The following is a 24,464-nucleotide window of genomic DNA, read 5'->3' as shown; positions in this document are numbered from 1 at the left end:
TGTACTGCCTTCGCCATGAAATATTTTGCTCTGATCGCGTCACTGATTCTGCTGGCCGGCTGCGCCAGCGGTCCCCGTTTTGACACCAGTCATCCTTCAGCCAATTACGACAGCCGTGTGCAGTTCGTGGTGGTGCATTACACCAACGCCTCGCTGGAGCGTTCGTTGCAATTGCTGACCCACGGTGAAGTCAGCAGCCATTACCTGATCGGCGACGACAAGGGCGCCACCATCTACAAACTGATGGATGAAAATGTGCGGGCCTGGCACGCCGGGGAGAGCGAGTGGAATGGCCGGACCTGGCTGAATTCCAGTTCCATCGGTATCGAAATCGTCAACCCGGGCTTCAAGGACACCCCGACCGGACGCGTGTGGTACCCCTACACCGAAGATCAGGTCCAGTCCTTGATCGTATTGCTAAAGGACATCAGCAAGCGTCAGGGCATAAGGCCTCGCGACATCATCGGCCATAGCGATATTGCACCGTTGCGCAAGCTGGACCCGGGGCCGCTGTTCCCCTGGAAGCGTCTGGCCGCCGAAGGCCTGGGCATCTGGCCGAACGAACAGTTGGTAGCGCGCCAGCAAATGCAGTTCGCCGAACAATTGCCGAGCATCAGCTGGTTTCAGGCGCAATTGGCCCGCCTGGGTTATACCTCGCCACAAACCGGCGAGCTCGACGTCGCGACACGCCATGTAATAGCGGCATTCCAGATGCATTTCCGCCCGGCGCGCTTCGATGGAACTCCGGATGCGCAAACTGCAGCGCTGCTTTTTGTGTTGAATCAGACAAAATAATGACGCCCGCCCGACGGTCAGGGCTATTTTTCCAATCAGCAGCTATAACTCATTGGTAATCCGTCGGATATTACACAATGCCTGCTGCTCGAGAGACCTTCCATAGTTGGTTCCATCGCCCCTGGTTTTTGGGGCTGCTGTCTGCTGTCTTGAGCGCAACGTTATTGATGGCCGGCAGCCTGTTCGTCGCCATACACCAGGTCGAGCAAAACGAAAGCGAAGAAATGAATGCTCAGGGGGAGCGCTTCCTCGCCCGCCTGGAACAGCTCTTCGGGCAACTGCGTGAAAGCCTTGACGATCTTGAAGCGCAACCGTTGCGCGGCTGCGATGCTGAAATGATCGCGACCTTGCAACAGGTTACGTTCAATTATCGCTTCGTCTACGAAGCCGCCTACATGGACTCCTCGCGAATCTGCTCCAATCGCCCTCGCCAGGAAGGGCTGTCGCTGAGTCGATCGCCAGACATAAAAGGCCCGACTTACAGCTATTGGCTCAACACCACCACCGAACCCGATGAAAACCGCGCCGCGCTGATGCTCGGGCGCGGGAATTTCCGGGTCGCGACCTCTCGCGGTCATTTGACCGATATGGTCGACCTGTCACCGGGCAGCAGCCTGCTGGTAGTCCTGGACCATGGCGCGCGGGCGATTCCGGTGCTGGGTGCTTCTCAGATCTGGCCACCAGCCGAGGCCTGGCCACCGAAAAACCGTGATGCGCTGCAGATCACCCAGACACGCCTGATATACCGCATGCCCACCGACAACCCGGAGTATCAATTGGTGTTGATCAGCCCGCGTACCGGCATGCACATCCCGGCGGTCTGGTGGTGGCTGCTGCCGGCGAGCCTCGCGTTGGGTATATGCGTTGGGTTCCTGGTGTTTCTGCTGGTGCGCCAGCGGCAGTCGCTGGACGCCGAACTGACCGGCGCGATTCGCCGTGGCGAGTTGCAGGTGCTGTATCAACCGATCTTCGACCTCGATAGCCGCAACTGTGTCGGGGCCGAAGCGCTGCTACGCTGGCGCAGGCCGGACGGTACTCTGACCAGTCCCGACCTGTTCATCCCGATGGCGGAGAACACCGGGCAGATTCGCCAGATGACGGACTTCGTCCTGCAACGCCTGCTTGAGCAACTCGGCCAGTTGCTGCGTGCCAACCCGCAACTGTACATCTCGGTCAATCTCGCGGCGTGTGATGTGATGGTTCCGCGGATTGGTCAGGTGATGGCGCGGCTGCTGACCCTGCACCGTGTCGCTGCGCAGCAAATTGCCTTTGAGGTCACCGAGCGCGGGCTGGTCGATGTGGTGGTGGCCCGGGAAAACCTGCAAGCCTTGCGGGATGTCGGACACCAGGTGTTGATCGATGACTTCGGCACCGGCTATTGCAGCCTCGCCTATTTGCAAACCCTGCCGGTGGATTGCCTGAAAATCGACAAGGCGTTCATCGATGCATTGGGCCATGACGCCGCCAGCAGCGGCGTGGCCCCGCACATCATTCACATGGCCCAGTCGCTGCACCTGAAGGTGATTGCCGAAGGCATCGAACATGAGGCCCAGGCCGAATTCCTCAGCAGTGAAGGCGTGAAGTTCGGCCAGGGGTGGCTGTTCGCCCGCGCGCTGAGTTCCGTGCAGTTCATTGAATTGATAACCCGGGGCCGACGCCTGGCCGGCGCTGGCCGACGTCTGGATGACGAGGCGTGAAGGTGAGCTAAACGGTCAGCGCCATGTAGAACTGAGTACCTTGCCCCGGCCGGGAGTAGACGCCCATGCGCCCGCCATGCAATTGCACGATTTCCTTGCACAAGGCCAGGCCGAGCCCGGCCCCGCCCTTCTTGCGTCCGACCTGTACGAACGGCTCGAAGATCCGCCCCTGTTGACCGTAGGCGATGCCTTCGCCGTTGTCCTCGACACTGATGATGACCCGGTCGCCGTGGCGCCGGGCCTGCAGGCGTATCCGCCCGCCGGAGCCGGTGTGACGCAAGGCGTTGTCGAGCAAGTTGTCGAGTACCCGGTCCAGTTGTGGCTGGTCGGCCTGTAACCGCGGCAAAGGCCCCTGCACTTCCACCAGCAGACTGATTTCTTTCTCCTCGGCCGATGTGGCAAAGCGCGATTGAGCCTGTTCCAGCAATGCCTCGATGGCACACGGCGCCAGGGTGAGTTTCTGCAAACCGTTCTGGTAACGGGAGAAATTCAGCAGGTCATTGATCAACTGCATCAGCCGCTGCATCTCTTCATTCACGGTATCGAGCAGATCGGCTTCCCGGGAATCCGGGGCAAAGTGAGCGCGCTCGCGGAACAATCCGAAAGCCATGTGCATGCCGGTGACCGGTGTGCGCAACTCATGGGAGGCGCGCAATACAAATTCGCTGCGTACCCGTTCGAAGGCACGCTGTTCCGTGACGTCATGCAGCACCATCACGGCACCGAGAATATGTCCCTGGGTATGGCTTACCGGGGTCAGGCTATAGGTCAGTAGTCGTGACTCGCCATCGACTTCGATGCTCAAGTCTTCCGGCGCCCGCTCCAGCGTGCTGCCGCGCAGCACCAGTTGTAGTTGCTCATCGAGTTCGGGGCGCTCCAGCGCCGTGCCCAACCCTAGACCCAGACGATCGGATTCCCAGCCCAACTGACGCTGGGCCACAGGGTTAAGGTGTTCCAGATGACCCTGACGGTCAATCATCAGCAGTCCGTCGTCAATGCTGTCGAGCACGGCCTGCAAACGCTGTTGACCGGCCAGCAGTTCATCGACGTTAGTGGCCTGATGCTCACGCAGCGCTTGGGCCATGATCCCGAAACGCCGGGACAGCTGGTTCAACTCCACCGCCGAAGAGATCGGCAGGGTGACATCGTAATTGCCCTGGCCGATATTGTCCGCCGCCTTGACCAAAGCCTCGATGGGCTCCCCGAAGCGCCGGGCAATGGCCTGCGCGGTCACGAAGCCGACGATCAGCACCGCCAGCCCCACCAGGCCAAGCAAACCGGCAATCAGCAGCGCCTGCTCCCGGGCCTGACGATCGGTATCGTTGATGTTATCCAGTGCGCGCTTGTGCTCGGCGATCAGGCCATTGCGTAGCGCGTTGAATTTTTCCATCAGGTTGCCGTGGCTGCCGAGCACATTCGACGGGGCCGGGGACGTTTCATAAGCCTGGATAAAGCGCTCATAGTCGGCCTTGGCTTTTCTGAAGCCGTACTCGCCTCCGGACTGCTCTGGCTCCTGGGCGATACCTTCCTCCAGCAGTTCGAAGTAATGCTGTTTCGAGGCGGCGAAAGCGGCAGATTCAGGTTTCTCGCTGAGCATGATGATCAGTTGATCATCCAGGGTCTGACGCAGCTTGAGCCCCAGGTCCAGAGTGACGAAGTTGTTGCGGGTGGGCACTTCCTGGCTGCCGGCCATCTGCATCACGCTGACCAGCCCGAGCAAGAGCCCGAGCAACGCGATGGTCATCAGTGCGGAGATGCTCAGGAACAGCCGGGTCCGCAATTTCATCGCCAGTTTCATCCGCTGCTGCTCACAAGTTGTACTGTTTGCGTTTGCGGTACAGCGTCGAGGCGTCGATGCCCAGGGTTTTCGCCGCTTGATCCAGGGTGTCGGCGGTGGTGAGGATCGCGCCGATGTGGGCCTTTTCCAGCTCCTCCAGGCTCAGTGCCGCACCGATGCGCGGTGCATTGTTGACCGGAGTTTCGGCCATACCCAGATGACTGATCTCGACCCGCTCCTGCGGACAGATGATGCTCGCCCGCTCGATCACGTTGCGTAGCTCACGGATGTTGCCCGGCCAGCGATAGCTCAGCAGCGCTTCCCGGGCTTCGTCGCTGAAGGCGCGCGCGGGACGGGCGTACTCCTTGACGAAGCGCGCCAGGAAACGGTCGGCCAGGTTGAGAATATCTTCGTGGCGTTCGCGTAGCGGTGGCAGGTGCAAGGTAATGACATTCAGGCGATAGAGCAGGTCTTCACGGAAACGACCGTCGCGGGCCATGTCCTCAAGATTGAGGTTGGTGGCCGCAAGGATGCGCACATCGGCACGACGGGTCACCGGATCACCGACGCGCTCATATTCTTTGTCTTGAATAAAACGCAGCAACTTCGGCTGCAATGTCAGGGGAAAGTCGCCGATCTCGTCGAGAAACAGCGTGCCGCCGTCCGCCTGGTTGACTCGTCCCAGGGTACTTTCACTGGCACCGGTGAAGGCGCCACGGCTGTGGCCGAAAAGTTCGCTTTCCATGAGTTCAGCGTTCAGCGACGGGCAGTTGATCGTGACGCAGGATTTCTTCGCGCGTTTGCTCCAGCCGTGAATGGCTTGGGACAGCTCGCCCTTGCCGGTACCGGATTCACCAAGAATCAGGATATTGGCATCGGTCGTGGCAACCTGGCGGGCGGTTTCGAGTACCACTTTCATGGCCGGGCTGTGGGAGTCCAGGCCATCCTTGGATTTGCGCACTTCACCTTCCAGGGCCTCCAGTCGCGCCGACAGTTGCCGCACTTCCAGTTGCTTGGCGGTGGCCAGCCGCAATTGATCGGGGCTGCACGGTTTGACCAGATAGTCGGCGGCACCGGCCTGAATCGCATCCACTGCGGTGTCGACGGCTGAGTGCGCAGTGACGATCACCACCCGCATCCAGGGCGCCTGAATACGCATCTGGGCCAGCACATCGAGGCCGTTGTCTTCACCCAGACGCAAATCGAGGAAGCACAGGTCGAAGACCTGCCGCTGCAACAGGGCTTCTGCCTGCGCGGCGCAGGTAGCGGTGGCCACGCTGTAGCCTTCGTCTTCGAGGCAATAACGGAAAGTACGCAGGATGGCGGACTCATCATCCACCAGCAGAATGCGGCCTTGATGCTCAGTGGCTGATTCCATTTTCCTACGCTCCTTAATAAATATCTTTATTTAGTCTCAGAGAAATCGGGCAAGTTGCATGATTGATTCTGAGCCATTCCTGTCATGGCAGGGTAGATTTCATCCCATGTATCGGTTAGCCACCTGATTTTGCGGTTCTTTGAATAGATGTCCGGTTTCTGACAGCGGCCAGCGTAAAATTCTGACATCCGCGCCCTCCTCCCAATTCAAAAAATTTACGCATTCCTTCAAACGAATCATGCAATACGCACGACCGCGCAAGTGGCATCGTGCAGGATGCGTGCGAAGTGATTTCTTTTATGATCATAAGATATTGAAATTAAAAGAAATTAAATCGAGTCAAGGCTGGCATGCGGGCTGCAATTGTCTGGTTAACCAGGGCATTCAAAAACAAACGCCCGCTATCGAATACCGACCCGAGAGGCAGGAGCTCCAAGATGAACCGTCAACGTGCCGCCCACCTGCACCTCTCGCCTGTGCAAATCGAGCAAGGACTGTTTGCTGTTCTGGCGCTGTTGATCACCCTGATCGGCGGCCAGCAGTTTCAGCGCTGGGAGCAGGGCCAGCAGCCTGAAACGCCACGTCTGTCGATTCAGCATCCGACCCAAACCCATTTCAGCGCGGTCAGCAGCGGTCAGGCCGATAGCACCCCGATGCGCATGATGGATGTCGACCAGGCCGGGCCTGTGGGTGAGATACGTCATCAGGAGCGTTGGGTGTTCTAGGCAAACTTCCGCGCATCCGATGCGCCGGGAAACGCAGCACCTCTAAACAGAGCGTAAGGAGAATCATCATGTTGAGCTGGGCAATCACATTCCTGATCATCGCCATCATCGCCGCTGTATTGGGCTTCGGTGGTATCGCGGGCACCGCCACGGGTATCGCCAAGATTCTGTTTGTCGTGTTCCTGGTGATGTTCATTGCCTCCTTCTTCTTTGGTCGTCGCGGTCGAGGCTGACATGAGAGGTTTGTTCAAGGCACTGGCAGCCGCCCTGTCGATGGAGCAAACGAAGAAAGATCCGAACGGGTATTGAAGTACGCACATGAGGGAGGCCACAGCGCCTCTTTCCACCTGCGTCACCTGAGGAAGGCTGGCGCATGACCAAGGGGTCGGGACGTTCTGCCTGTTTCAGGGGTGGAGTGACCTACGGGTACAGCGAGTGCCTGCGCAAGGGCTGGGTCAGGAAAAGCTACTGCGCAAGTTCGCCGGACCGCCATGGTTCGACGGGCTTGCGAAGGGCTTGATCACGCAACACATTGAAATAGAGCGCTCGTCTCGGTTTCCTCACCGTTATCGCGTCCTTGTCCTGGTTACGTCGGAAAATACTTTTCCCGGTGTTTCACCAGCGACCGTATATCGAGAAAAACCACCTTTTTTTTGCCGCGATTTTTCGCTTCGTCCTGCGGGATTTTGCTGAAAAATCAGTCCTCGGCCACCGCTCAAAAAACATTCAATCTGCTCTGTGATGACCGGTTCACGGCACTTATACCTGCCGAAATGTCGCATTCGAACCGGTTGGGACGCGTGTTTTACTAAAAAAACCTCATGCCGATTCGGCATAGGGTAGGCGTTTACGGCATTAGACGGCGCTCCCTTGCATCGGAATAGTTGCGCCTTTTTCGCCTGCCGGAGAGCCGTAAACACGCGTTCCGGGGCACCTTATCCGGGGGTAGATGCACTAGACTTTTTCGCCATAAGCGTTCCAGTTCGCGCATCTCCCTGAGTCAAACAACAAGTAAGGGTAAAGATATGAAGAAGGCAAAGCTTAGCCTCGCCTGGCAGATCCTCATCGGTCTGGTATTGGGGATTGCAATCGGTGCGCTGCTCAACCATTTCAGTGCCGAGAAAGCCTGGTGGATCAGCAACGTCCTGCAACCGGCAGGCGATATCTTTATCCGTCTGATCAAGATGATCGTAATCCCGATCGTCATCTCCTCCCTGATTGTCGGCATTGCCGGCGTCGGTGATGCCAAGAAGCTGGGGCGTATCGGCTTCAAGACCATCATTTACTTCGAGATCGTCACCACCATCGCCATCGTGGTCGGTCTGCTGCTGGCCAACCTGTTCCATCCGGGTGCCGGCATCGACATGAGCACTCTGGGTACTGTGGACATTTCCAAGTACCAGGCCACGGCGGCCGAGGTTCGGCATGAACACGCGTTCGTCGAAACCATCCTCAACCTGATCCCGTCGAACATTTTTGCGGCCATGGTTCGCGGCGAAATGCTGCCGATCATCTTCTTCTCTGTATTGTTCGGTCTCGGTTTGTCAAGCCTGCAGGCGGACCTGCGCGAGCCGCTGGTGAAGATGTTCCAGGGCGTATCGGAAAGCATGTTCAAGGTCACTCACATGATCATGAACTACGCCCCGATCGGCGTGTTCGCACTGATCGCGGTGACTGTGGCCAACTTCGGCTTCGCGTCGCTGATACCGCTGGCTAAACTGGTGATCCTGGTTTACGTCGCCATCGCCTTCTTCGCTTTCGTGATCCTGGGCCTGATCGCTCGCCTGTTCGGCTTCTCGGTGATCAAGCTGATGCGCATCTTCAAGGATGAGCTGGTACTGGCCTACTCCACCGCCAGCTCCGAAACCGTGCTGCCGCGCGTGATCGAGAAGATGGAAGCCTACGGCGCGCCGAAAGCCATTTGCAGCTTCGTGGTGCCGACCGGTTACTCGTTCAACCTCGACGGTTCGACCCTGTACCAAAGCATCGCGGCGATCTTCATTGCCCAGCTGTATGGCATCGACCTGTCGATCAGCCAGCAACTGTTGCTGGTACTGACGTTGATGGTCACCTCCAAAGGCATCGCCGGCGTACCGGGCGTGTCCTTCGTGGTGCTGCTGGCTACCCTTGGCAGCGTCGGTATTCCACTGGAAGGCCTGGCGTTCATTGCTGGCGTCGACCGCGTCATGGACATGGCCCGTACCGCACTGAACGTGATCGGCAACGCACTGGCTGTTCTGGTTATCGCTCGTTGGGAAGGCATGTACGACGACGCCAAGGGCCAGCGCTACTGGAACTCCCTGCCGCACTGGCGCAGCAAGGAAAAACTGCCGGCAGGTGAAATTTCCAGCAACTGACACAAATCTCCTGTAGGAGCTGGCTTGCCAGCGAAGACGGCTTCGAGCATTGCATCGCCAGCTATGACGCCTTCGCCGGCAAGCCGGCTCCTACATTGGTTATGTGGTGCGTATGTACAAACCCCGGAGAAATCCGGGGTTTGTCGTTTCTGGCCACCCCGCTATCATTCGCGGATCTTTTGGGGGATTTGACTGATGCTCAATGGCCTGTGGCTTGGCTTTTTCATCGTGGCAGCCGTATCGGCGCTGGCGCAGTGGCTGATCGGCGGTAATGCCGGGATTTTCGCGGCAATGGTGGAAAGCATTTTTGCCATGGCCAAGCTGTCGGTCGAAGTCATGGTGCTGCTGTTTGGCACCCTCACCCTCTGGCTGGGTTTTCTACGCATTGCCGAGAAAGCCGGGATCGTCGAATGGTTGGCCAAGGCTCTGGGGCCACTGTTTTTGCGCCTGATGCCTGAAGTCCCGCCTGGTCATCCGGCCATCGGCCTGATCACCCTGAACTTCGCCGCCAATGGCCTGGGCCTGGACAACGCCGCCACACCGATCGGCCTCAAGGCCATGAAGGCGCTGCAAGAACTCAATCCCAGCGCCACTGTCGCCAGCAACGCCCAGATCCTGTTCCTGGTGCTCAACGCCTCCTCGCTGACCCTGCTACCGGTGACGATCTTCATGTATCGCGCCCAGCAAGGCGCGCCTGACCCGACGCTGGTGTTTCTGCCGATCCTGCTGGCGACCAGTTGCTCGACCATTGTCGGCTTCCTGTCGGTGGCGTTCATGCAGCGCCTGCGCATCTGGGACCCGGTGGTGCTGGCCTACCTGATCCCCGGCGCCCTCGCCCTCGGTGGTTTCATGGCGTTGCTGGCGACCCTTTCGGCGACCGCGCTGGCCGGCCTGTCGTCGATCCTCGGCAACGTGACGCTGTTTGGCCTGATCATGCTGTTTTTACTGATCGGCGCGCTGCGCAAAGTGAAGGTCTACGAGGCCTTCGTTGAAGGAGCCAAAGAGGGTTTCGACGTCGCCAAGAACTTGCTGCCCTATCTGGTGGCGATGCTCTGCGCAGTGGGCGTACTGCGTGCGTCCGGGGCGCTGGACTTCGGTCTGGATGGCATTCGCCATCTGGTGGAATGGGCCGGTTGGGACACGCGATTCGTCGATGCGCTGCCGACGGCGATGGTCAAACCCTTCTCGGGTAGCGCCGCCCGGGCGATGCTGATCGAAACCATGAAGACCTCGGGCGTCGACAGCTTCCCGGCGCTGGTGGCGGCGACGGTCCAGGGCAGCACCGAAACGACGTTCTATGTGCTGGCGGTGTACTTCGGCGCCGTGGGCATCCAGCGCGCACGACATGCAGTCGGTTGTGCATTGCTGGCGGAGCTTGCCGGGGTGCTGGGCGCGATCGGGGTTTGCTACTGGTTCTTTGGTTGATCGGCCTCGCCAGCCAATGCTTTCAGCGCGGCCTTACGCTCGTCCGCCGGCAAGGCGCCGAGCTTTTCCACGGCAGCGTAAAACTTGAGCCAGTCGCCATCCTCCTGATGGAACAGCGTGGCAAATGCCGGAACCCATTGGTCGTACAAACCAAATGGCAATAGCCGGGCATTATTCATGGGGGCATAGATCCAGGTATCGTAGCGTTTGTCCGCGGCCCACTGATTGTCGCGCAATTTCCGGTATTCGCTGCGCAAGCGCTCGAACTCGGCAGCCTTTTGCTGGCGCATTTGTTCGGTTGGCAACGGCAAGGTGTAGAGTTTTTCCAGTCGGGTGCGGGTCTTGAGCACCAACGCAGTGAACTGGTTGCGCTGACGCGCCTGCGCATTGTTATCCGGTGGCAGGAGGCGGTAGGCGCGCCATTGGCGAGTACCTTCCTGCTCGACGAAGGTGGCGAAGGATTCGTTGAACTCCGTGTCGTCCTTCACATAGAAACGCTGATGGGCCAGCTCGTGAAAGATCAGCGTGGCCAGTCGCTCATCCCCCCAGCCCATCATCGAACTGATGATCGGGTCGTTGAACCAGCCGAGTGTCGAATAGGCTTCGACACCACCAATCGACACGTCCATGCCCTGCAAGCGTTGCATAGCTGCTTCGCCGCGGGCTGCACTCTGGCTGTAGTAACCGCGATAAGCCACGCAACCGGCGATGGGGAAGCAGTGGTTTACGGGTTTTAGGGAAAATTCCGGCGTGGCGAAGACATTCCAGACGACGAAGGGACGCCCAATGTCCGCGTACAAGCGGTAACTCGGGTTATCCGGCAGGTGCAATTGCTGGCTGGCGAACGTTCGGGCCTTTTGCGATTGCTCCAGGTGTGTACGCAGCTTTTGATCGCGCGCCGGGTCGGCAATCACGCTGGAAACCGGCTCCCTGGCCCGCAGCAACTGCAGTTGGCCGCTGGCCAGTTGGCTGTAATAGCTGGCGCTGGTGCAACCGTTGAGCAACAAAAACAACACACCCGGAAACAAAACGCGAAAAACGCGATCAAGTAACCCAAGGCTAGGAAGCGGCCTGATCACAATAATTCTTCCTTGGAGAGTCTTTCCACAAGACTATCCCGCCTGACTGGAGCTCCGCTATGCGCATGTTGATGCTGACAGGAGGCCTGCTGATGCTGGCCGGCTGTGCTTTTTTCGGACTACCCCGCCCTGATCCTGCGCAAGCCTGGATCGACCTGGAGTCGAAGCAAGAAGATACGAAGCTGCAAGCGCTGGAGGTCGATGACAAGGCCACCGACGATAAACGCTATTTCCAGGTCCAGCCCGGTAGCCATGAGTTGACGGTCCGCTACCAATTCTCGGTCCAGCCTACCAACATCGGCCCTGATGCCGAACCGTTGTGGCGCGATTGCCAGTTGAACGTGAAATTCAACGACTTCAACGCGGGCGAGCGTTATCGGTTACAGGCGGGGAACATCGGCTTTCGGCCTTGGGCGAAACTCTACGATCAACAGCGAAAAGTGATTGGCCAAGGCACGCCTGCGGGCTGCCAACACTCCTGATCGGCGTTATGCTGAATGCATAACCCCTTGGGACATTCATCATGTACAGGTTGATGCTGTTGCTGGTTGCCAGCATTGTCGCTGGCTGTCAGAGCCCGATGCCGACGGCTAATCCAAAGATGGCCTGGGTCGATTTTTCCACGCCCTTCCCTAACGATAAATTGCTGATGGCCGAGCGTCTGGATAAACAGCGCTTGGCCGACGGGCGTTATTTTGAGGTTATGCCCGGCAGCCATGAACTGATCGTCCGCTTCGACTTCGAAGTACCTGGTGGCGGGGGCTTGAACATGATGGGCGGCCCTTCTGAACGCATATGTTACTTGACCATCAACTTCGATCATTTCGAAGCCGGCCAACGTTATGTGCTTGAAGGCCGCTCGATTGCCTTCATCCCTGAAGCCAGGCTATACAACGCCAAGCGGGAGATCGTTGCAGAAGATCGAGAGTCTTACTGCCTGATGTGAGTGGTCAGCGGTTGTTCTTCTGGTAGATGATTTTCTTGGTACCGTTTTCGCACGAGCCAACGACCATGTTCTGGTCGTGGACCTCGTCGTTGGTGACGATTTCAAGCGTGTAGGCGGTGACGCCACTGGCCTGGATCTTGGCTTCGATCTCGGCCTTGAGTTCTTCGCAGGGTTTCGGCGCTGCGAGGGCCGAAGCGGCCAGTGCGCAACAGATAACCGCCAAGGCAAAACGTTTCATGGTTTGAAGCTCCTTTGAGGCAGCACGCACAGTCGTGGGTTTTCGCTGCTGTCGTTTATTCGACCACAGTTTTAGCGGGCAAATCTGTCGCGACGCAAAAAAGATCGCAGACGTGAGCACTTTTTGCCGAATGATCCCGGCAGGTTGCTCAAGGCAGCGATCTCTTGTTCTCAACGAAAATCTAGCCGACCAATGTTGCCTCCAATCTGATCTTCGCATTCCGCACGTTGGACACCGGGCAGACCTGTCCGATCAATCCGCTTTTTTCGATGGATTTTTTACCGGGCTATTGAAACTCGGGTATATGCCCACATTGCATGAACACGCTTTTGGATTCGGCAGGTTTGCGTTCGCAAGAACAAACCTGCGCCCTCAATTGGAGAAGCAGGTTTATGAAACGACTGTCCGATATCAAGTTCTCGACCCTCGATCTGGTGCCGGTGCGCGAGAACGGCAGCGCGGCCCAGTCGCTGCGCAATTCGCTGGACCTGGCGCAGCACGTCGAGAAATTCGGTTACAACCGCTTCTGGGTGGCTGAGCACCACAACATGGACGGCATCGCCAGTTCCGCGACTTCGGTACTGCTCGGTTATCTGGCCGGTGGTACGTCGACCATTCGAGTCGGTTCGGGTGGGGTGATGTTGCCCAACCACGCACCGTTGGTGATCGCCGAGCAGTTCGGCACCCTGGAAAGCCTTTATCCGGGCCGGATCGATCTGGGCCTGGGTCGCGCGCCCGGTTCCGACCAGATGACCGCACGTGCGCTGCGCCGCGAACGCTCCGGCAGCGCCGACGATTTCCCGGAAGATGTGGCGGAACTGGTGCGCTACCTCGGGCCACGTACACCGGACCAACGCATCATCGCCATGCCGGGCACCGGGACCAATGTGCCAGTCTGGTTGTTGGGGTCGAGCCTGTTCAGTGCACAACTGGCCGGTGAGCGTGGTTTGCCCTACGCCTTCGCATCGCATTTCGCACCGCGCTACATGCATGAAGCGATTCGGGTCTACCGCAATCACTTCAAACCGTCAGCCGTTTTGGCCAAACCCTACGTGATGCTCGGTGTGCCATTGGTGGCAGCCGATACCGACGAGCAGGCCGATTACCTGGCGACTTCGGTGTTCCAGCGGATTCTCGCCCTGATGCGTGGCCAAAGCCTGGTACAGCGTCCGCCGGTGAAGACCATGGACGGCCTGTGGCTGCCCCATGAAAAAGAGGCTGTGCACGATTTCCTTGGCCTGGCCATGATCGGCAGCCCGCAGAAAATTCGCGCCAAACTCGAGGTTTTGATCGAACAGACTCAGGCTGACGAGCTGATTTTCACCTGTGACCTGTACGAACATGCGGATCGCGTACATTCCTACGAGTTGTTGGCGCAGGTCATGCGAGGCTGATACTCAAACAGCAAGCATGAAAAAGCCGACGCCCTGGCGTCGGCTTTTTCATTCAAGTGGGAATCGGTCTACTTTTTATAGACGATCACTTTGGCGCCTGCCTCGCATTTACCGACCACTTTCCCGCCGGCAGCGGCACCTTTATCGACAATCTCCAGCGAATATCCGGAAACGCCCTTGGTATCAAGTTTCGCTGCGATTTCGGCTTTCAACTCTTCGCATGACTTGCCGCCCGCCAATGCGCTCCCCGCAAGGCTCAACAAACCTACCGCCAACATAAACTTCTTCATCGGTTGCATTCCCTGGTCGGATCATAGGGGTAACCAGCCGTCAGCCGGACGCACTCATGTAGTGCTTTGCCATTCCCTATGGCATTCGGCCGGCGTGCAAGTTCAGAAGACTAGCCCAAAGTCAGCTGCTGGCAATCCGGAACCCGACTTTCAAGGTCACCTGAAAGTGCGCAGCCTTGCCGTCCCTGATGTGCCCGCGGGTCTCGGTCACTTCAAACCATTCCATGTACTTGATGCTTTTGCTGGCTTCGGCCAGCGCGTTGTTGATCGCATCTTCGATACTGCTGGTGGACGAGCCAACCAGCTCGACTTTCTTGTAGGTGTGATGGTCAGACATGGCGTTCTCCTCGGCGTGTGAATTACAGCCTAGCAGTGATTTTTCCTATTTCTTCTGTTGGCCGTTCTGAGTGTGAAGTTCATATTTTCTGCACTTTCTTGAACCCATGAAGTCCCAACCAACACACGCCACTCATCACCATTGCAGGAGAGCCACCATGGCCAACACCTCGTTACGCAAAGCCTCATTGCAAAGCATGGAAGCCGAGATCGAGAGTCTGCTCAAGTCTTTGGAAAGCCTGAAGGGCGACGCCTCGGACGAGTCGCGTAAAACCCTCAATACCCTGAAAAGCAACGCCGAAAATGCCTTGAAGCACTCGCGCCATCTGCTTGCCGATGCTTATGAGGAGGTCAAGGTCAAAACCCGCGAAACCGGGATTGCCACCCGGGACTACGCCCAGGAACACCCCTGGACAACAGCCGGTGTCGCCGTGGGCGCATTGGGCCTGCTGGCCGCTTATCTGTTGTGCAAGCGTGATTAATCCGCTCGACGCAGCTCGTTCTTGAGCCACTGCGCCAGTTGCCGGGCGCGCCCGTCCGCGGCGCGCTTGGGTAGCCACAACGCCAGTTGCGCCGGGGTTTCACTGAAGCCCCAAGGTGCAACCAGGCGGCCGGCCTTCAAGTCCTCCGTCACCAAAGGTTCGGGGGCAATCGCCACGCCCAGACCCGCGACGGCGGCCTCCAGCAAGTAATACAAATGTTCAAATCCCTGGCCGTACTTCAGCGCCCTGGCGTCGAGGCCCCGTGGTTGCGCCCAGTTCGGCCAGGCTTGCGGGCGTGAAGTGGTGTGCAGCAAGGGTTCGTTCAGCAGTGCGGTTTCCGGCGCTTGCTTGAGCCGTTCATAGCCGACGAACCGAGGGCTCATCACCGGACCGATACGTTCGCTGGCCAGCTCAAAAACCTGCATGTCCGCCGGCCAGGGTGGCTCGGCAAATACCAGCAAAGCATCCAGCCCCGGTCTTCGCGGATCCAGATCGCCTTCTCCGGCCGACAGGTGCAGGCGCAAGTCCGGCAGGTCGGCATTGAGCCGCCCCAGTCGCGGGATAAACCAGCGCGCCAGCAGGCTTCCCGAGCAACCGAGCACGAATGGCGCATCGGCTGTGCTTTGTGTGAGTTCAGCGCAAACGCTGCGCAGGCGCTCGAAGGCTTCGCTGCTGGCGTCACGCAGGCGTAACCCGGCATCTGTGAGTTTCAGGCCGCGTCCGTCCTTGATGAACAGGCTAACGCCGAGGTGTTCTTCAAGCACCTTGAGTTGCCGGCTGACGGCCCCATGGGTGACGTGCAACTGCTCGGCCGCCTGACTGACGCTGTTCAAGCGGGCAGTGGCTTCGAAGGCGCGAAGCGCGTTTAGCGGAGGAAGGTCATGGCTCATGGGATCTGTGAGTTTTCCTGACAGGTTGTGGCGATCTTATCGGTTTTCAGGCCGGGGCGTCAGGGGTAGAGTGAAGCCCACTATCTCTTTATGCATCACTTCACGCATTCAACTGGAGCGCCAAATGACCCAGACTAATCTGCGCAACGGCCCTGATGCCAACGGCCTGTTTGGCGCGTTCGGCGGCCGCTACGTTGCCGAAACCCTGATGCCGTTGATCCTCGACCTGGCCCGTGAATATGAGCTGGCCAAGGAAGACCCTGCATTCAAGGAGGAACTGGCCTACTTCCAGCGCGACTACGTCGGGCGTCCAAGCCCACTGTACTTCGCCGAGCGTCTGACCGAGTTCTGTGGCGGCGCGAAGATCTACCTCAAGCGCGAAGAGCTGAACCACACCGGCGCGCACAAGATCAACAACTGCATCGGCCAGATCCTGCTGGCGCGGCGTATGGGCAAGAAGCGCATCATCGCTGAGACCGGCGCCGGCATGCATGGTGTGGCCACTGCCACCGTCGCCGCGCGCTTCGGTCTGGATTGCGTGATCTACATGGGCACCACTGACATCGAACGTCAGCAGGCCAACGTGTTTCGCATGAAGCTTTTGGGTGCCGAAGTGATCCCGGTGGTGGCCGGCACCGGCACGCTGAAAGATGCGATGAACGAAGCCCTGCGTGACTGGGTGACCAACGTCGACAGCACCTTCTACCTGATCGGCACCGTGGCCGGTCCGCACCCTTACCCGGCGATGGTCCGCGACTTCCAGGCCGTGATCGGCAAGGAAACCCGTGAGCAACTGCAAGCCCAGGAAGGCCGTCTGCCAGATAGCCTGGTGGCGTGCATTGGCGGTGGTTCCAACGCCATGGGCCTGTTCCACCCGTTCCTCGACGACAAGAGCGTCGAGATCATCGGCGTTGAAGCTGCCGGTTACGGCATCGAGACCGGCAAGCATGCGGCCAGCCTGAATGGCGGCGTGCCGGGCGTCCTGCACGGCAACCGCACCTTCCTGCTGCAGGACGACGATGGCCAGATCATCGACGCCCACTCGATCTCTGCCGGCCTCGACTACCCGGGCATCGGTCCGGAACACGCCTGGTTGCACGACATTGGCCGCGTTCAGTACACCTCGGTGACCGATGACGAAGCCCTCGCCGCGTTCCACCAGTGCTGTCGCCTGGAAGGGATCATCCCTGCCCTGGAAAGCGCCCATGCCCTGGCTGAAGTGTTCAAGCGCGCACCGAGCCTGCCAAAGGATCACCTGATGGTGGTCAACCTGTCCGGCCGTGGCGATAAAGACATGCAGACCGTGATGCACCATATGGAACACTCTCAGCAACAGCAGTCCAAGCAGGAGAAACACTGATGAGCCGCCTGCAAACGCGTTTTGCCGAACTCAAGGAACAAAACCGTGCCGCCCTGGTGACCTTCGTGACCGCCGGCGACCCGGGCTACGACACGTCCCTGGCAATCCTTAAAGGCTTGCCAGCGGCGGGCGCCGACGTGATCGAGCTGGGCATGCCCTTCACCGACCCGATGGCTGACGGCCCGGCCATCCAGCTCGCCAACATCCGTGCGTTGGGTGCCAAGCAGAATCTGGCGAAAACCCTGCAAATGGTTCGCGAGTTCCGCCAGGACAACAACGAAACGCCGCTGGTGCTGATGGGGTACTTCAACCCGATCCACATGTACGGCGTACCGCGCTTCATTGCCGAAGCCAAAGAGGCCGGGGTTGATGGCCTGATCGTGGTCGATCTGCCGCCTGAACATAACAGTGAGCTGTGCGACCCGGCGCAGGCCGCGGGCCTGGATTTTATCCGCCTGACCACGCCAACCACCGACGATGTGCGCCTGCCGACCGTTCTTAACGGTAGCTCCGGCTTCGTCTACTACGTCTCGGTGGCCGGTGTGACCGGCGCCGGTGCCGCCACGCTGGAACACGTCGAGGAAGCGGTCGCCCGTCTGCGTCGCCATACCGACTTGCCGATCAGCATCGGTTTCGGTATCCGGACTCCGGAACAGGCGGCGTCCATCGCGCGTCTGGCCGACGGTGTTGTGGTGGGTTCAGCGTTGATCGATCACATCGCCAATGCCACCTCCCCGGAACAAGCCGTGGATGGCGTGCTGAGCCTGTGCTCTGCGTTGGCCGATGGCGTGCGTAAAGCCCGCGTCAGCTGAAGGCAAAGTTCCTGATACAGAGGAATTAGAGCCTCGCGGCACAGACTAAACAGCAAGACCGAGGGCTTCAGGACTGTGTTCTGAAGCCCTTTTTGCTGTGTGTGGCTAACCGCTGTAAACCTTTTGGGAGCAAGCACCCACAAGGTTGCGGTCTCAAGGCAGCTCTATCCCGCCCGACGCCTTGTGCAGTTTGCGCAGGTGCTCACCAATCTGCTTCACGTTGGCCTCGTTGGCGGCCATCTCGGCGGCACGGCTCGGCTCAAGCAATGCCCTCACTTCCTTGTCCAGATCCCCGGACAGGGCCAGGAGCTGCTTCTGGCGCTGGCTGCTTTCCGCTTCCAGATGCTCCCACTCGCTTGGTTGCGGCAAGCCATAACCGTTAGTGCCCAGCAGCTCCGCCGGCCGGCTGAGGAAACCACTGTTGGCGAGAATGTCCTTCAGCGTCTCGTTGGCCTTGTCCATGCCGCCATTCTTCAGCTCTCGGGCGCCCAGATAACGCTGCTTCACTTCATCCTGGGCCAGCAGCAATTGCTGACGGAAACTGGCCTGTTCCAATAGCAGCAACGCCGCGCTGGTGCGCAAATCGGCCTGCTCGAACCATTGCCGACGCTCCGCGGCTTTCAATTCGAGCCAGTCTTCGACGGTTTCCTGTTTGATCGGCAAGTGCTTTTTCAGGATCTCGAACATGGCCTGATAGCGCTCGCGGAAGGAGTCGAAACGATAACCCAGGCGCAAGGCTTCCCGCGGGTCGTCCAGCACGCTGGTGTCCGCCAGCCCGCGGCCTTTCAGCACTTCCAGCAAACCATTGGGCATGATGTTGTCGAGTCCCACCAATTGCGGGTTATTGGTACCGCCACGCAGTAATTTCAGCTCTTCCACCGCGCAGTTGTTCGACAGGAAGAAGTAGTTGCCGTCATAGCTCCAGTGCATCTCGGCGGCACGTCCCACCACGTCTTCAATCTCGTTGCGCGACAGGTTCAGGGGTACGGAGGCCAGGCTGCGCAGTTCGGTCTTGGTGTATTCGTCAATGACCTGGGACAGCGGCAGGATAAACAGCCGCGACGGGTATTTACCGACCAGGCCATCCCAGCTCGACAGCTGTACGTCGCCGACGAAGGCGCGGTACGACAGCACCAGATGCTGGTCCAGGTCCAGTCGACAATCCGGTCCGCGTGGTCGGCCCGGCGCGCAGATCACCAGGCGTAACATGCTGTGGCCCCAGCGGCTGAACAGGTTCTGGTTAGCTTCGGCCAACAGATAGTCAATGGCATACACCCGCTCCGGATCGACCTGGCCCAAAGGTGTCCTGGCGAAGTCGTTGCCGGCATTGAGGAAAGCGAAGGTTTTATTGCAGGTGTTTTTGGTAGCGGGCGCCCAACCGAAATGTTCCTTGTAGTAGCGGTACAGTGCGGGTCGGCGGCAGGCGTAGCTCGGGTCGAGGAGGAAATACTCCATGTTGACCGCGACGAATTCCTTTGGACTGCTGGTCTCGTAGATGTCCGGGCTACGGGCAATCTGGCGGTTGTGCTGTTCGCGTTCACCGCGACGGCCTACGTATTGCTGCCAACCGGCGAGATCGAGCAGGCGTGGATCATCACTGAGGGTAAAACGCCGATCCGACTGGCCCCGGCATTGGTCGGGAATGCCAACCAACCCTGAGCTGTTGTTGCGCTGGGTGCAGCGTTGAATCAGCTTGCGCTCGGCATCCGGCCACAGGCGTGAGCGATCGTAGATGTGAGTCAGCTCGTGCAACACCGTGGCCAGCATTTCCCGGCGCACGGTGCCATGGGGGCGATGGGTTTTCCTCGTCGCGGCGCTGCCATCGGTGAGGCCGGCCAGCAGGTTGCGGTTCAGATCGAGCTCGGACACCAGTGATGCCTGACCGTAGGCGTTGCGTGGCATGTCATCGGTCCAGCCGACGTCGATGCGTCGATCGAGTTGCTCGATAAAGCGTGGCGGCAGCGCCTGCATGGCTTCATCGAGCAACGCCTGGCTGGCTTGCTGTTGCGCGGGCGTCAGGCCTTCGGTCTTGAGCTGTAACTGAAGGCCTGCGTGGGCCGTGTTGCCGAGCAGCAACAGGGCCCCGGCCAGCAGCCAGGCGCATGGACGCTTCACAGTGCGAGGATGGCTTCGGCGAGGTCCTGGTCACTGGCGTCACGGGCTTCCGGCACGCGGGTGCGCAGCAAATCGAAGGCGGATTCCAGGTGAGCGCCACGAATGTCGCCATTGCTGGCAACGAAACTGGCGGCGTCGTCCTGGGCTTCGCGCACGATTTTCGAATCGCGAATGGACGTGGTGGTGTCGGAGGTGAAATCGAGGGTGCGCTGGGTGGCGCGGATCAGCATGTTACTGGTGGCAACCAGAGTATGTGCCTGGGACACATCGGCCAACAGCAGCAGGCCTAAGGTGGCAGCAATCAGCGGGTTACGCATGGAACGACTCCAGAAAAACAGGGATAACTATTGGACGAGAATTGCTTGTGCCAGTTCAAGGTCGCTGGCATGAAGTTTTGCCTGGGATCGGCGCAGATACCGCAGGACCGACTCCAGTCGTGCGCCTCTCAGTTGGCCATCACTGGCAATGAATGCCGCAGCGTCATCCTGGGCGGCGAGCAGCAGTTTATGGTCGAAGGGGGCGCTGGTCACCAAACTTGTGGCGTAACCGCTGGCGACGATGCCTTGGGTGGACAGATTGAAGGCGTCATAAGCGTGGGCCGATCCGCAGTAACCAAGGGTAAGAAAGACTGGAGCGATCAAGAGACTTGAAGGAAAACGCATGAGACTCGACAGGTGAAAATGAGTCCCAAGGCTAGCGCAAGGCCCGATCTAGAGCCAGCGTCGAAACATTGGGGCGCGCCGGGCGTGCCCCATGTCTGTGCAGTCGTTTAGATCGTCAGGATCGCTTGCGCCAGTTGGGCGTCGGTTGCGTTCAGCTGTGGCGCCTGGCGGTGAATGTGGTCGATGGCGCTTTCCAGTTTCACGCCGCGGATGGAACCTTCACTGGCGACGAAGCTGGCAGCGTCGTCACGGGCCGCGAGGACGATCTTGTCATCCTTGAACGAAGACGAGACGACATCGGTAGTCGCATCGGACGTGGCTTTGAGTGCATTGACGACAGCATCCGTGGTCACGATGAAGCTGCTGGCTTGGGCACTGGCAGCTACGGCAAACAGGGCTGCAGCGCTGAGCAGACGGAGACGGGACATGGGTAACTCCTTTGTGTAAACCAATTGAAAAATGGCGCAGTGTCTGCAAAGTCAGACGCCAGGCGCTTGGCGCTCGCCACGTTCTGGTTTGATATTAGGCCTGAGTGTGTCAGTTCGAACAGCCCGTCATGCAAACAGGAAGTCAGCGCCAGAACGGTTTATCCAATTCATTGATGCGGTCGGCGTGGCTGATACCAAGATCTGATATCTGACAATCATCGAGTTGAGCCAGTAAACGTCGTGTTCTCGCCCTTTCGAGACTAGCGAACAGTCCTGTTAACAGATCTCTGACCCAGTTCAGGCAAGGTCTCGATTGAATTTCGGGCTTGGAAACATCCCGTAAAGAATTCATGGCGCGGTCCCTGTCCTGATAAGTGGAGAGCTTCATGCTGACACCCGCCGAATATCCATTACAGACACACTACGGCAATATTGTACTCATTCAGTTAGTGCTTTTTGCAAACTGTACTGGTGTTGAGGATTCCCTACTGTCAGACCGGATTTGACAGGCCAAAACGACAAAACCCGTCGTGGTTTCCCACGACGGGTCTTGTTTTTTCAATTCGGGTTGCTGGCGGTGGACCTTCAGGTCAGAGCCAGCGACGCTAACTTAGCGCCAGAACGGCTTGCTCAGCTCTTCGTAGCGTTGTGCTTCGCTAATCCCGGCGTCAGCCAGCAGACGCGAGTCCAGGCGAGCCAGTTGATGGCGGCTGGTGATGCGGCGCTGCCACAGCATCAGGTTGGCGATAACGCGCAGAGGCAGGGAAGCCTGGGTTTTTGCAGCAGTGTCTTGAAAGAACAGATCGGAACTGAGTGTACGTTCCATGGTGGTCATCCTTCCGCTTATGGCGGGATTAGGTAGTGGTTTAACTGGTGCCCATGATCCTCTCGTTTGCCTAGTCCCTGTAGATACAGTTCATCTGTATTGTGAGGGCTCAGTTAACTGTTTATAGGGGGTGTACTGGTCGAAATAGAGGCAACTGTACCTGTCCGCACTATTAAGGTGCGAAATTGCTGTTTTTGTCCGATGGGGTAGGAATTTTCCCTAGGAAATGACCGGTACAGCAGTACAGTTTTTTTCATATTGCGAAGAGGCAAGAGCAAGCTGACGAAACTGTGTTTGCGCCAGCTGCTATCTGTACCAATTACTTCTTCAGCATTTGCCCGGTTTCTTCCAGGTTTATGTGCCAGCTCAAGGCGTCACGCAGAATGTGCGGGGTGTGCCCGCCGATGGCGCATGCGGCGGTGAAGTAATCATTCAGCGCCTGGCGGTAATCCGGGTGCACGCACTTGTCGATGATGACCCGGGCACGCTCCCGCGGTGCCAGGCCTCGCAGATCTGCCAGACCGACTTCGGTCACGAGGATGTCGACGTCATGTTCGGTATGGTCAACGTGGCTCACCATCGGCACCACGCTGGAGATCGCACCACCCTTGGCGATCGACTTGGTCACGAACACGGACAGGTGCGCGTTGCGCGCGAAGTCGCCCGAGCCACCGATGCCGTTCATCATCCGTGTACCGCAGACATGGGTGGAGTTGACGTTGCCATATATGTCGAACTCCAGGGCGGTGTTGATGCCGATGATGCCGAGGCGGCGCACGACTTCAGGGTGGTTGGAGATCTCCTGCGGACGCAGGACCAGTTTGTCCTTGTAGCGCTCCAGATTGCCGAACACGTCGGCATTGCGCCGGCTCGACAGGGTGATCGAACTGCCCGAAGCAAAACTCAGCTTGCCCGCATCGATCAGGTCGAAGGTCGAATCCTGCAGCACCTCGGAATACATCGTCAGGTCTTCGAACGGCGAGTCGATCAGGCCACACATCACCGAGTTGGCGATGGTGCCGATACCGGCTTGTAGCGGGCCGAGCTTGTTGGTCATGCGTCCGGCTGCCACTTCCTGTTTGAAGAAGTCGATCAGGTGGTCGGCAATGGCTTGGGTCTCGGCGTCCGGCGCCAGCACAGTGGAGGGCGAGTCAGCCTGGTTGGTGACCACGATGGCAACGATTTTTTCCGCTGGAATCGGGATGGCAGTGCTGCCGATGCGGTCGTCGACTTTGACCAATGGAATCGGGGTGCGGGTCGGACGATAGGTCGGGATATAGATGTCGTGCAGGCCTTCGAGGTTGGGGTTGTGCGCCATGTTGATCTCGACAATCACGTGCTTGGCGAAAATCGCGAAGCTGGCCGAGTTGCCGACCGAGGTGGTTGGCACGATATGCCCTTGCTCGGTGATCGCCACGGCTTCAATCACGGCAATGTCCGGCAGTTTCAATTGCTGGTTGCGCAATTGCTCCACGGTTTCCGACAAGTGCTGGTCGATGAACATGACCTCGCCGGCATTGATCGCCTTACGCAGGGTGCTGTCGACCTGAAACGGCATGCGTCGCGATAGCACGCCAGCTTCGGTCAACTGCTTGTCGAGGTCGTTGCCCAGGCTCGCGCCGGTCATCAGGCTGATCTTCAGCGGCGTGACCTTGGCGCGCTCGGCCAGCGCCTGGGGGACGGCCTTGGCTTCGCCGGCGCGAGTAAAGCCACTCATGCCGACGGTCATGCCGTCCTCAATCAGAGCGGCAGCGTCGGCAGCGCTCATCACTTTGTCCAACAACGAAGGCAGGCGAATACGGTCACGGTACATGGATTGTTATCTCGGGCAACAGGTAGCAGGACGTGCAGTCTAGTGAATTGCGCCAGCTTCTGTCCCGCTACCAAGGTCGCAATCGAGGCGTCTATTCCGGGCCTTTCAAGCAAAACACCGTTACCGGATCGGTAACAAAAGAATAGTTTGTCCGACGATTTGCGCAAACAAAAACGCCCCGACGAGTCGGGGCGTTCTGTGTGCCGCAGAAGGTTAGTCGACGGCCTTGACCATGTCTTCGATGACCTTTTTCGCGTCGCCGAACACCATCATGGTTTTATCCAGGTAGAACAGCTCGTTATCCAGGCCGGCATAGCCGCTGGCCATCGAGCGTTTGTTGACGATGATGGTCTTGGCCTTGAACGCCTCGAGGATCGGCATGCCGGCAATCGGCGATTTCGGATCGTTCTTCGCGGCCGGGTTGACCACGTCGTTGGCACCGAGCACCAGCACCACGTCGGCCTGGCCGAACTCGGAGTTGATGTCGTCCATCTCGAACACCTGGTCGTAAGGCACTTCGGCCTCGGCCAGCAACACGTTCATGTGGCCGGGCATACGACCGGCAACCGGGTGGATCGCGTACTTCACGGTCACGCCGCGATGGGTCAGCTTCTCGGTCAGTTCCTTCAGCGCATGCTG

27 protein-coding genes are annotated in these 24,464 nt (G+C 58.8%); 12 read left to right on the top strand and 15 right to left on the bottom strand.

Features of this window, described 5'->3' with window-relative positions:
• Nucleotides 1-15 precede the first annotated feature (15 nt).
• Nucleotides 16-795, top strand: a complete 780-nt coding sequence (locus tag AC1D19_RS28990) for an N-acetylmuramoyl-L-alanine amidase (protein ID WP_477765406.1) — start codon at nt 16-18, stop codon at nt 793-795.
• Between the two features lie 77 nt (nt 796-872).
• Nucleotides 873-2,492: an EAL domain-containing protein gene (locus tag AC1D19_RS28985; protein ID WP_477754120.1), complete on the top strand. Its 1,620-nt coding sequence runs from the start codon at nt 873-875 to the stop codon at nt 2,490-2,492.
• 7 nt (nt 2,493-2,499) lie between these two features.
• On the opposite strand, the gene AC1D19_RS28980 is transcribed toward AC1D19_RS28985, so the two are convergent.
• Together AC1D19_RS28980 and algB are read right to left on the bottom strand one after the other, a co-directional pair.
• A complete protein-coding gene (locus AC1D19_RS28980) occupies nt 2,500-4,290 on the bottom strand; it encodes an ATP-binding protein (protein ID WP_477765405.1) in 1,791 nt (596 codons plus the stop codon).
• A gap of 10 nt (nt 4,291-4,300) precedes the next feature.
• A complete protein-coding gene (gene algB / locus AC1D19_RS28975) occupies nt 4,301-5,647 on the bottom strand; it encodes a sigma-54-dependent response regulator transcription factor AlgB (protein ID WP_477765404.1) in 1,347 nt (448 codons plus the stop codon).
• 437 nt (nt 5,648-6,084) lie between these two features.
• Between algB and AC1D19_RS28970 the strand changes: the two genes are divergently transcribed.
• The 4 genes from AC1D19_RS28970 to AC1D19_RS28955 all read left to right on the top strand — a co-directional run bounded on the left by AC1D19_RS28970 (nt 6,085) and on the right by AC1D19_RS28955 (nt 10,154).
• A complete protein-coding gene (locus AC1D19_RS28970) occupies nt 6,085-6,372 on the top strand; it encodes a hypothetical protein (protein ID WP_477765403.1) in 288 nt (95 codons plus the stop codon).
• Between the two features lie 68 nt (nt 6,373-6,440).
• On the top strand, nt 6,441-6,605 hold the full coding sequence (locus AC1D19_RS28965; RefSeq protein WP_003177151.1) for a DUF1328 domain-containing protein: 165 nt from the start codon (nt 6,441-6,443) through the stop codon (nt 6,603-6,605).
• Nucleotides 6,606-7,397: 792 nt separating this feature from the next.
• Nucleotides 7,398-8,729: a glutamate/aspartate:proton symporter GltP gene (gene gltP / locus AC1D19_RS28960; RefSeq protein ID WP_477765402.1), complete on the top strand. Its 1,332-nt coding sequence runs from the start codon at nt 7,398-7,400 to the stop codon at nt 8,727-8,729.
• Between the two features lie 195 nt (nt 8,730-8,924).
• Nucleotides 8,925-10,154, top strand: a complete 1,230-nt coding sequence (locus tag AC1D19_RS28955; RefSeq protein WP_223443495.1) for a nucleoside recognition domain-containing protein — start codon at nt 8,925-8,927, stop codon at nt 10,152-10,154.
• Here the strand turns inward: AC1D19_RS28955 and AC1D19_RS28950 are convergent.
• Entirely contained in the window at nt 10,136-11,233 is a 1,098-nt protein-coding gene (locus AC1D19_RS28950; protein ID WP_477765401.1) for an aminopeptidase, read from the bottom strand. The genes AC1D19_RS28955 and AC1D19_RS28950 overlap by 19 nt on opposite strands.
• 59 nt (nt 11,234-11,292) lie before the next feature.
• Between AC1D19_RS28950 and AC1D19_RS28945 the strand changes: the two genes are divergently transcribed.
• Both AC1D19_RS28945 and AC1D19_RS28940 read left to right on the top strand, forming a co-directional pair.
• Nucleotides 11,293-11,715 carry a PA0061/PA0062 family lipoprotein gene (locus AC1D19_RS28945; RefSeq protein WP_477765400.1) on the top strand — a complete coding sequence of 141 codons (423 nt, stop codon included), beginning with the start codon at nt 11,293-11,295 and terminating at the stop codon, nt 11,713-11,715.
• A gap of 41 nt (nt 11,716-11,756) precedes the next feature.
• Nucleotides 11,757-12,179 carry a PA0061/PA0062 family lipoprotein gene (locus AC1D19_RS28940; protein WP_477754112.1) on the top strand — a complete coding sequence of 141 codons (423 nt, stop codon included), beginning with the start codon at nt 11,757-11,759 and terminating at the stop codon, nt 12,177-12,179.
• 4 nt (nt 12,180-12,183) lie between these two features.
• Here the strand turns inward: AC1D19_RS28940 and AC1D19_RS28935 are convergent, their stop codons facing one another.
• On the bottom strand, nt 12,184-12,417 hold the full coding sequence (locus AC1D19_RS28935) for a DUF1161 domain-containing protein (protein ID WP_477754111.1): 234 nt from the start codon (nt 12,415-12,417) through the stop codon (nt 12,184-12,186).
• Between the two features lie 392 nt (nt 12,418-12,809).
• Between AC1D19_RS28935 and AC1D19_RS28930 the strand changes: the two genes are divergently transcribed.
• Nucleotides 12,810-13,811 (top strand): LLM class flavin-dependent oxidoreductase, encoded by a 1,002-nt coding sequence (locus AC1D19_RS28930; protein ID WP_477765399.1) that lies wholly within the window; start codon nt 12,810-12,812, stop codon nt 13,809-13,811.
• A 68-nt stretch (nt 13,812-13,879) separates the two neighbouring features.
• Here the strand turns inward: AC1D19_RS28930 and AC1D19_RS28925 are convergent, their stop codons facing one another.
• Both AC1D19_RS28925 and AC1D19_RS28920 read right to left on the bottom strand, forming a co-directional pair.
• Nucleotides 13,880-14,101 carry a DUF1161 domain-containing protein gene (locus AC1D19_RS28925; RefSeq protein ID WP_477765398.1) on the bottom strand — a complete coding sequence of 74 codons (222 nt, stop codon included), beginning with the start codon at nt 14,099-14,101 and terminating at the stop codon, nt 13,880-13,882.
• A 121-nt stretch (nt 14,102-14,222) separates the two neighbouring features.
• Entirely contained in the window at nt 14,223-14,438 is a 216-nt protein-coding gene (locus AC1D19_RS28920; protein WP_008002152.1) for a dodecin, read from the bottom strand.
• A gap of 157 nt (nt 14,439-14,595) precedes the next feature.
• Here AC1D19_RS28920 and AC1D19_RS28915 point away from each other — a divergent pair, with 157 nt between their 5' ends.
• Nucleotides 14,596-14,919, top strand: a complete 324-nt coding sequence (locus tag AC1D19_RS28915; protein WP_150728191.1) for an ElaB/YgaM/YqjD family protein — start codon at nt 14,596-14,598, stop codon at nt 14,917-14,919.
• Here the strand turns inward: AC1D19_RS28915 and AC1D19_RS28910 are convergent.
• On the bottom strand, nt 14,916-15,809 hold the full coding sequence (locus tag AC1D19_RS28910; protein WP_477759756.1) for a LysR family transcriptional regulator: 894 nt from the start codon (nt 15,807-15,809) through the stop codon (nt 14,916-14,918). The genes AC1D19_RS28915 and AC1D19_RS28910 overlap by 4 nt on opposite strands.
• 124 nt (nt 15,810-15,933) lie before the next feature.
• Here AC1D19_RS28910 and trpB point away from each other — a divergent pair, with 124 nt between their 5' ends.
• Nucleotides 15,934-17,169 (top strand): tryptophan synthase subunit beta, encoded by a 1,236-nt coding sequence (trpB, locus tag AC1D19_RS28905; protein WP_477759755.1) that lies wholly within the window; start codon nt 15,934-15,936, stop codon nt 17,167-17,169.
• Nucleotides 17,169-17,981, top strand: a complete 813-nt coding sequence (trpA, locus tag AC1D19_RS28900) for a tryptophan synthase subunit alpha (protein ID WP_477756637.1) — start codon at nt 17,169-17,171, stop codon at nt 17,979-17,981. Before trpB ends, trpA begins: the two co-directional genes overlap by 1 nt.
• Before the next feature lie 153 nt (nt 17,982-18,134).
• Here the strand turns inward: trpA and AC1D19_RS28895 are convergent, their stop codons facing one another.
• The 8 genes from AC1D19_RS28895 to AC1D19_RS28860 all read right to left on the bottom strand — a co-directional run.
• A complete protein-coding gene (locus tag AC1D19_RS28895; RefSeq protein WP_477765397.1) occupies nt 18,135-20,096 on the bottom strand; it encodes a DUF7844 domain-containing protein in 1,962 nt (653 codons plus the stop codon).
• Nucleotides 20,093-20,413 carry a DUF2388 domain-containing protein gene (locus tag AC1D19_RS28890; protein ID WP_108231768.1) on the bottom strand — a complete coding sequence of 107 codons (321 nt, stop codon included), beginning with the start codon at nt 20,411-20,413 and terminating at the stop codon, nt 20,093-20,095. The genes AC1D19_RS28895 and AC1D19_RS28890 overlap by 4 nt, the downstream gene beginning before the upstream one ends.
• Before the next feature lie 27 nt (nt 20,414-20,440).
• Nucleotides 20,441-20,758 (bottom strand): DUF2388 domain-containing protein, encoded by a 318-nt coding sequence (locus AC1D19_RS28885; protein WP_477765396.1) that lies wholly within the window; start codon nt 20,756-20,758, stop codon nt 20,441-20,443.
• Nucleotides 20,759-20,865: 107 nt separating this feature from the next.
• Nucleotides 20,866-21,186 (bottom strand): DUF2388 domain-containing protein, encoded by a 321-nt coding sequence (locus tag AC1D19_RS28880; protein ID WP_477756308.1) that lies wholly within the window; start codon nt 21,184-21,186, stop codon nt 20,866-20,868.
• 142 nt (nt 21,187-21,328) lie between these two features.
• Nucleotides 21,329-21,538: a DUF1127 domain-containing protein gene (locus tag AC1D19_RS28875; RefSeq protein ID WP_477765414.1), complete on the bottom strand. Its 210-nt coding sequence runs from the start codon at nt 21,536-21,538 to the stop codon at nt 21,329-21,331.
• A gap of 258 nt (nt 21,539-21,796) precedes the next feature.
• Nucleotides 21,797-22,012 carry a DUF1127 domain-containing protein gene (locus AC1D19_RS28870; protein ID WP_108218709.1) on the bottom strand — a complete coding sequence of 72 codons (216 nt, stop codon included), beginning with the start codon at nt 22,010-22,012 and terminating at the stop codon, nt 21,797-21,799.
• A 319-nt stretch (nt 22,013-22,331) separates the two neighbouring features.
• A complete protein-coding gene (locus AC1D19_RS28865) occupies nt 22,332-23,825 on the bottom strand; it encodes an acetyl-CoA hydrolase/transferase family protein (RefSeq protein WP_008018492.1) in 1,494 nt (497 codons plus the stop codon).
• Nucleotides 23,826-24,038: 213 nt separating this feature from the next.
• Nucleotides 24,039-24,464, bottom strand: a 426-nt coding sequence (locus AC1D19_RS28860) for an NAD(P)(+) transhydrogenase (Re/Si-specific) subunit beta (RefSeq protein ID WP_477765395.1), incomplete at its 5' end; no start/stop codon positions are given.

The sequence above is a fragment of the Pseudomonas sp. P1_C12 genome (genome assembly GCF_056406435.1).
Note: the sequence above shows the minus strand (reverse complement) of the source record. Positions and strands in the feature narration are given on the sequence as shown.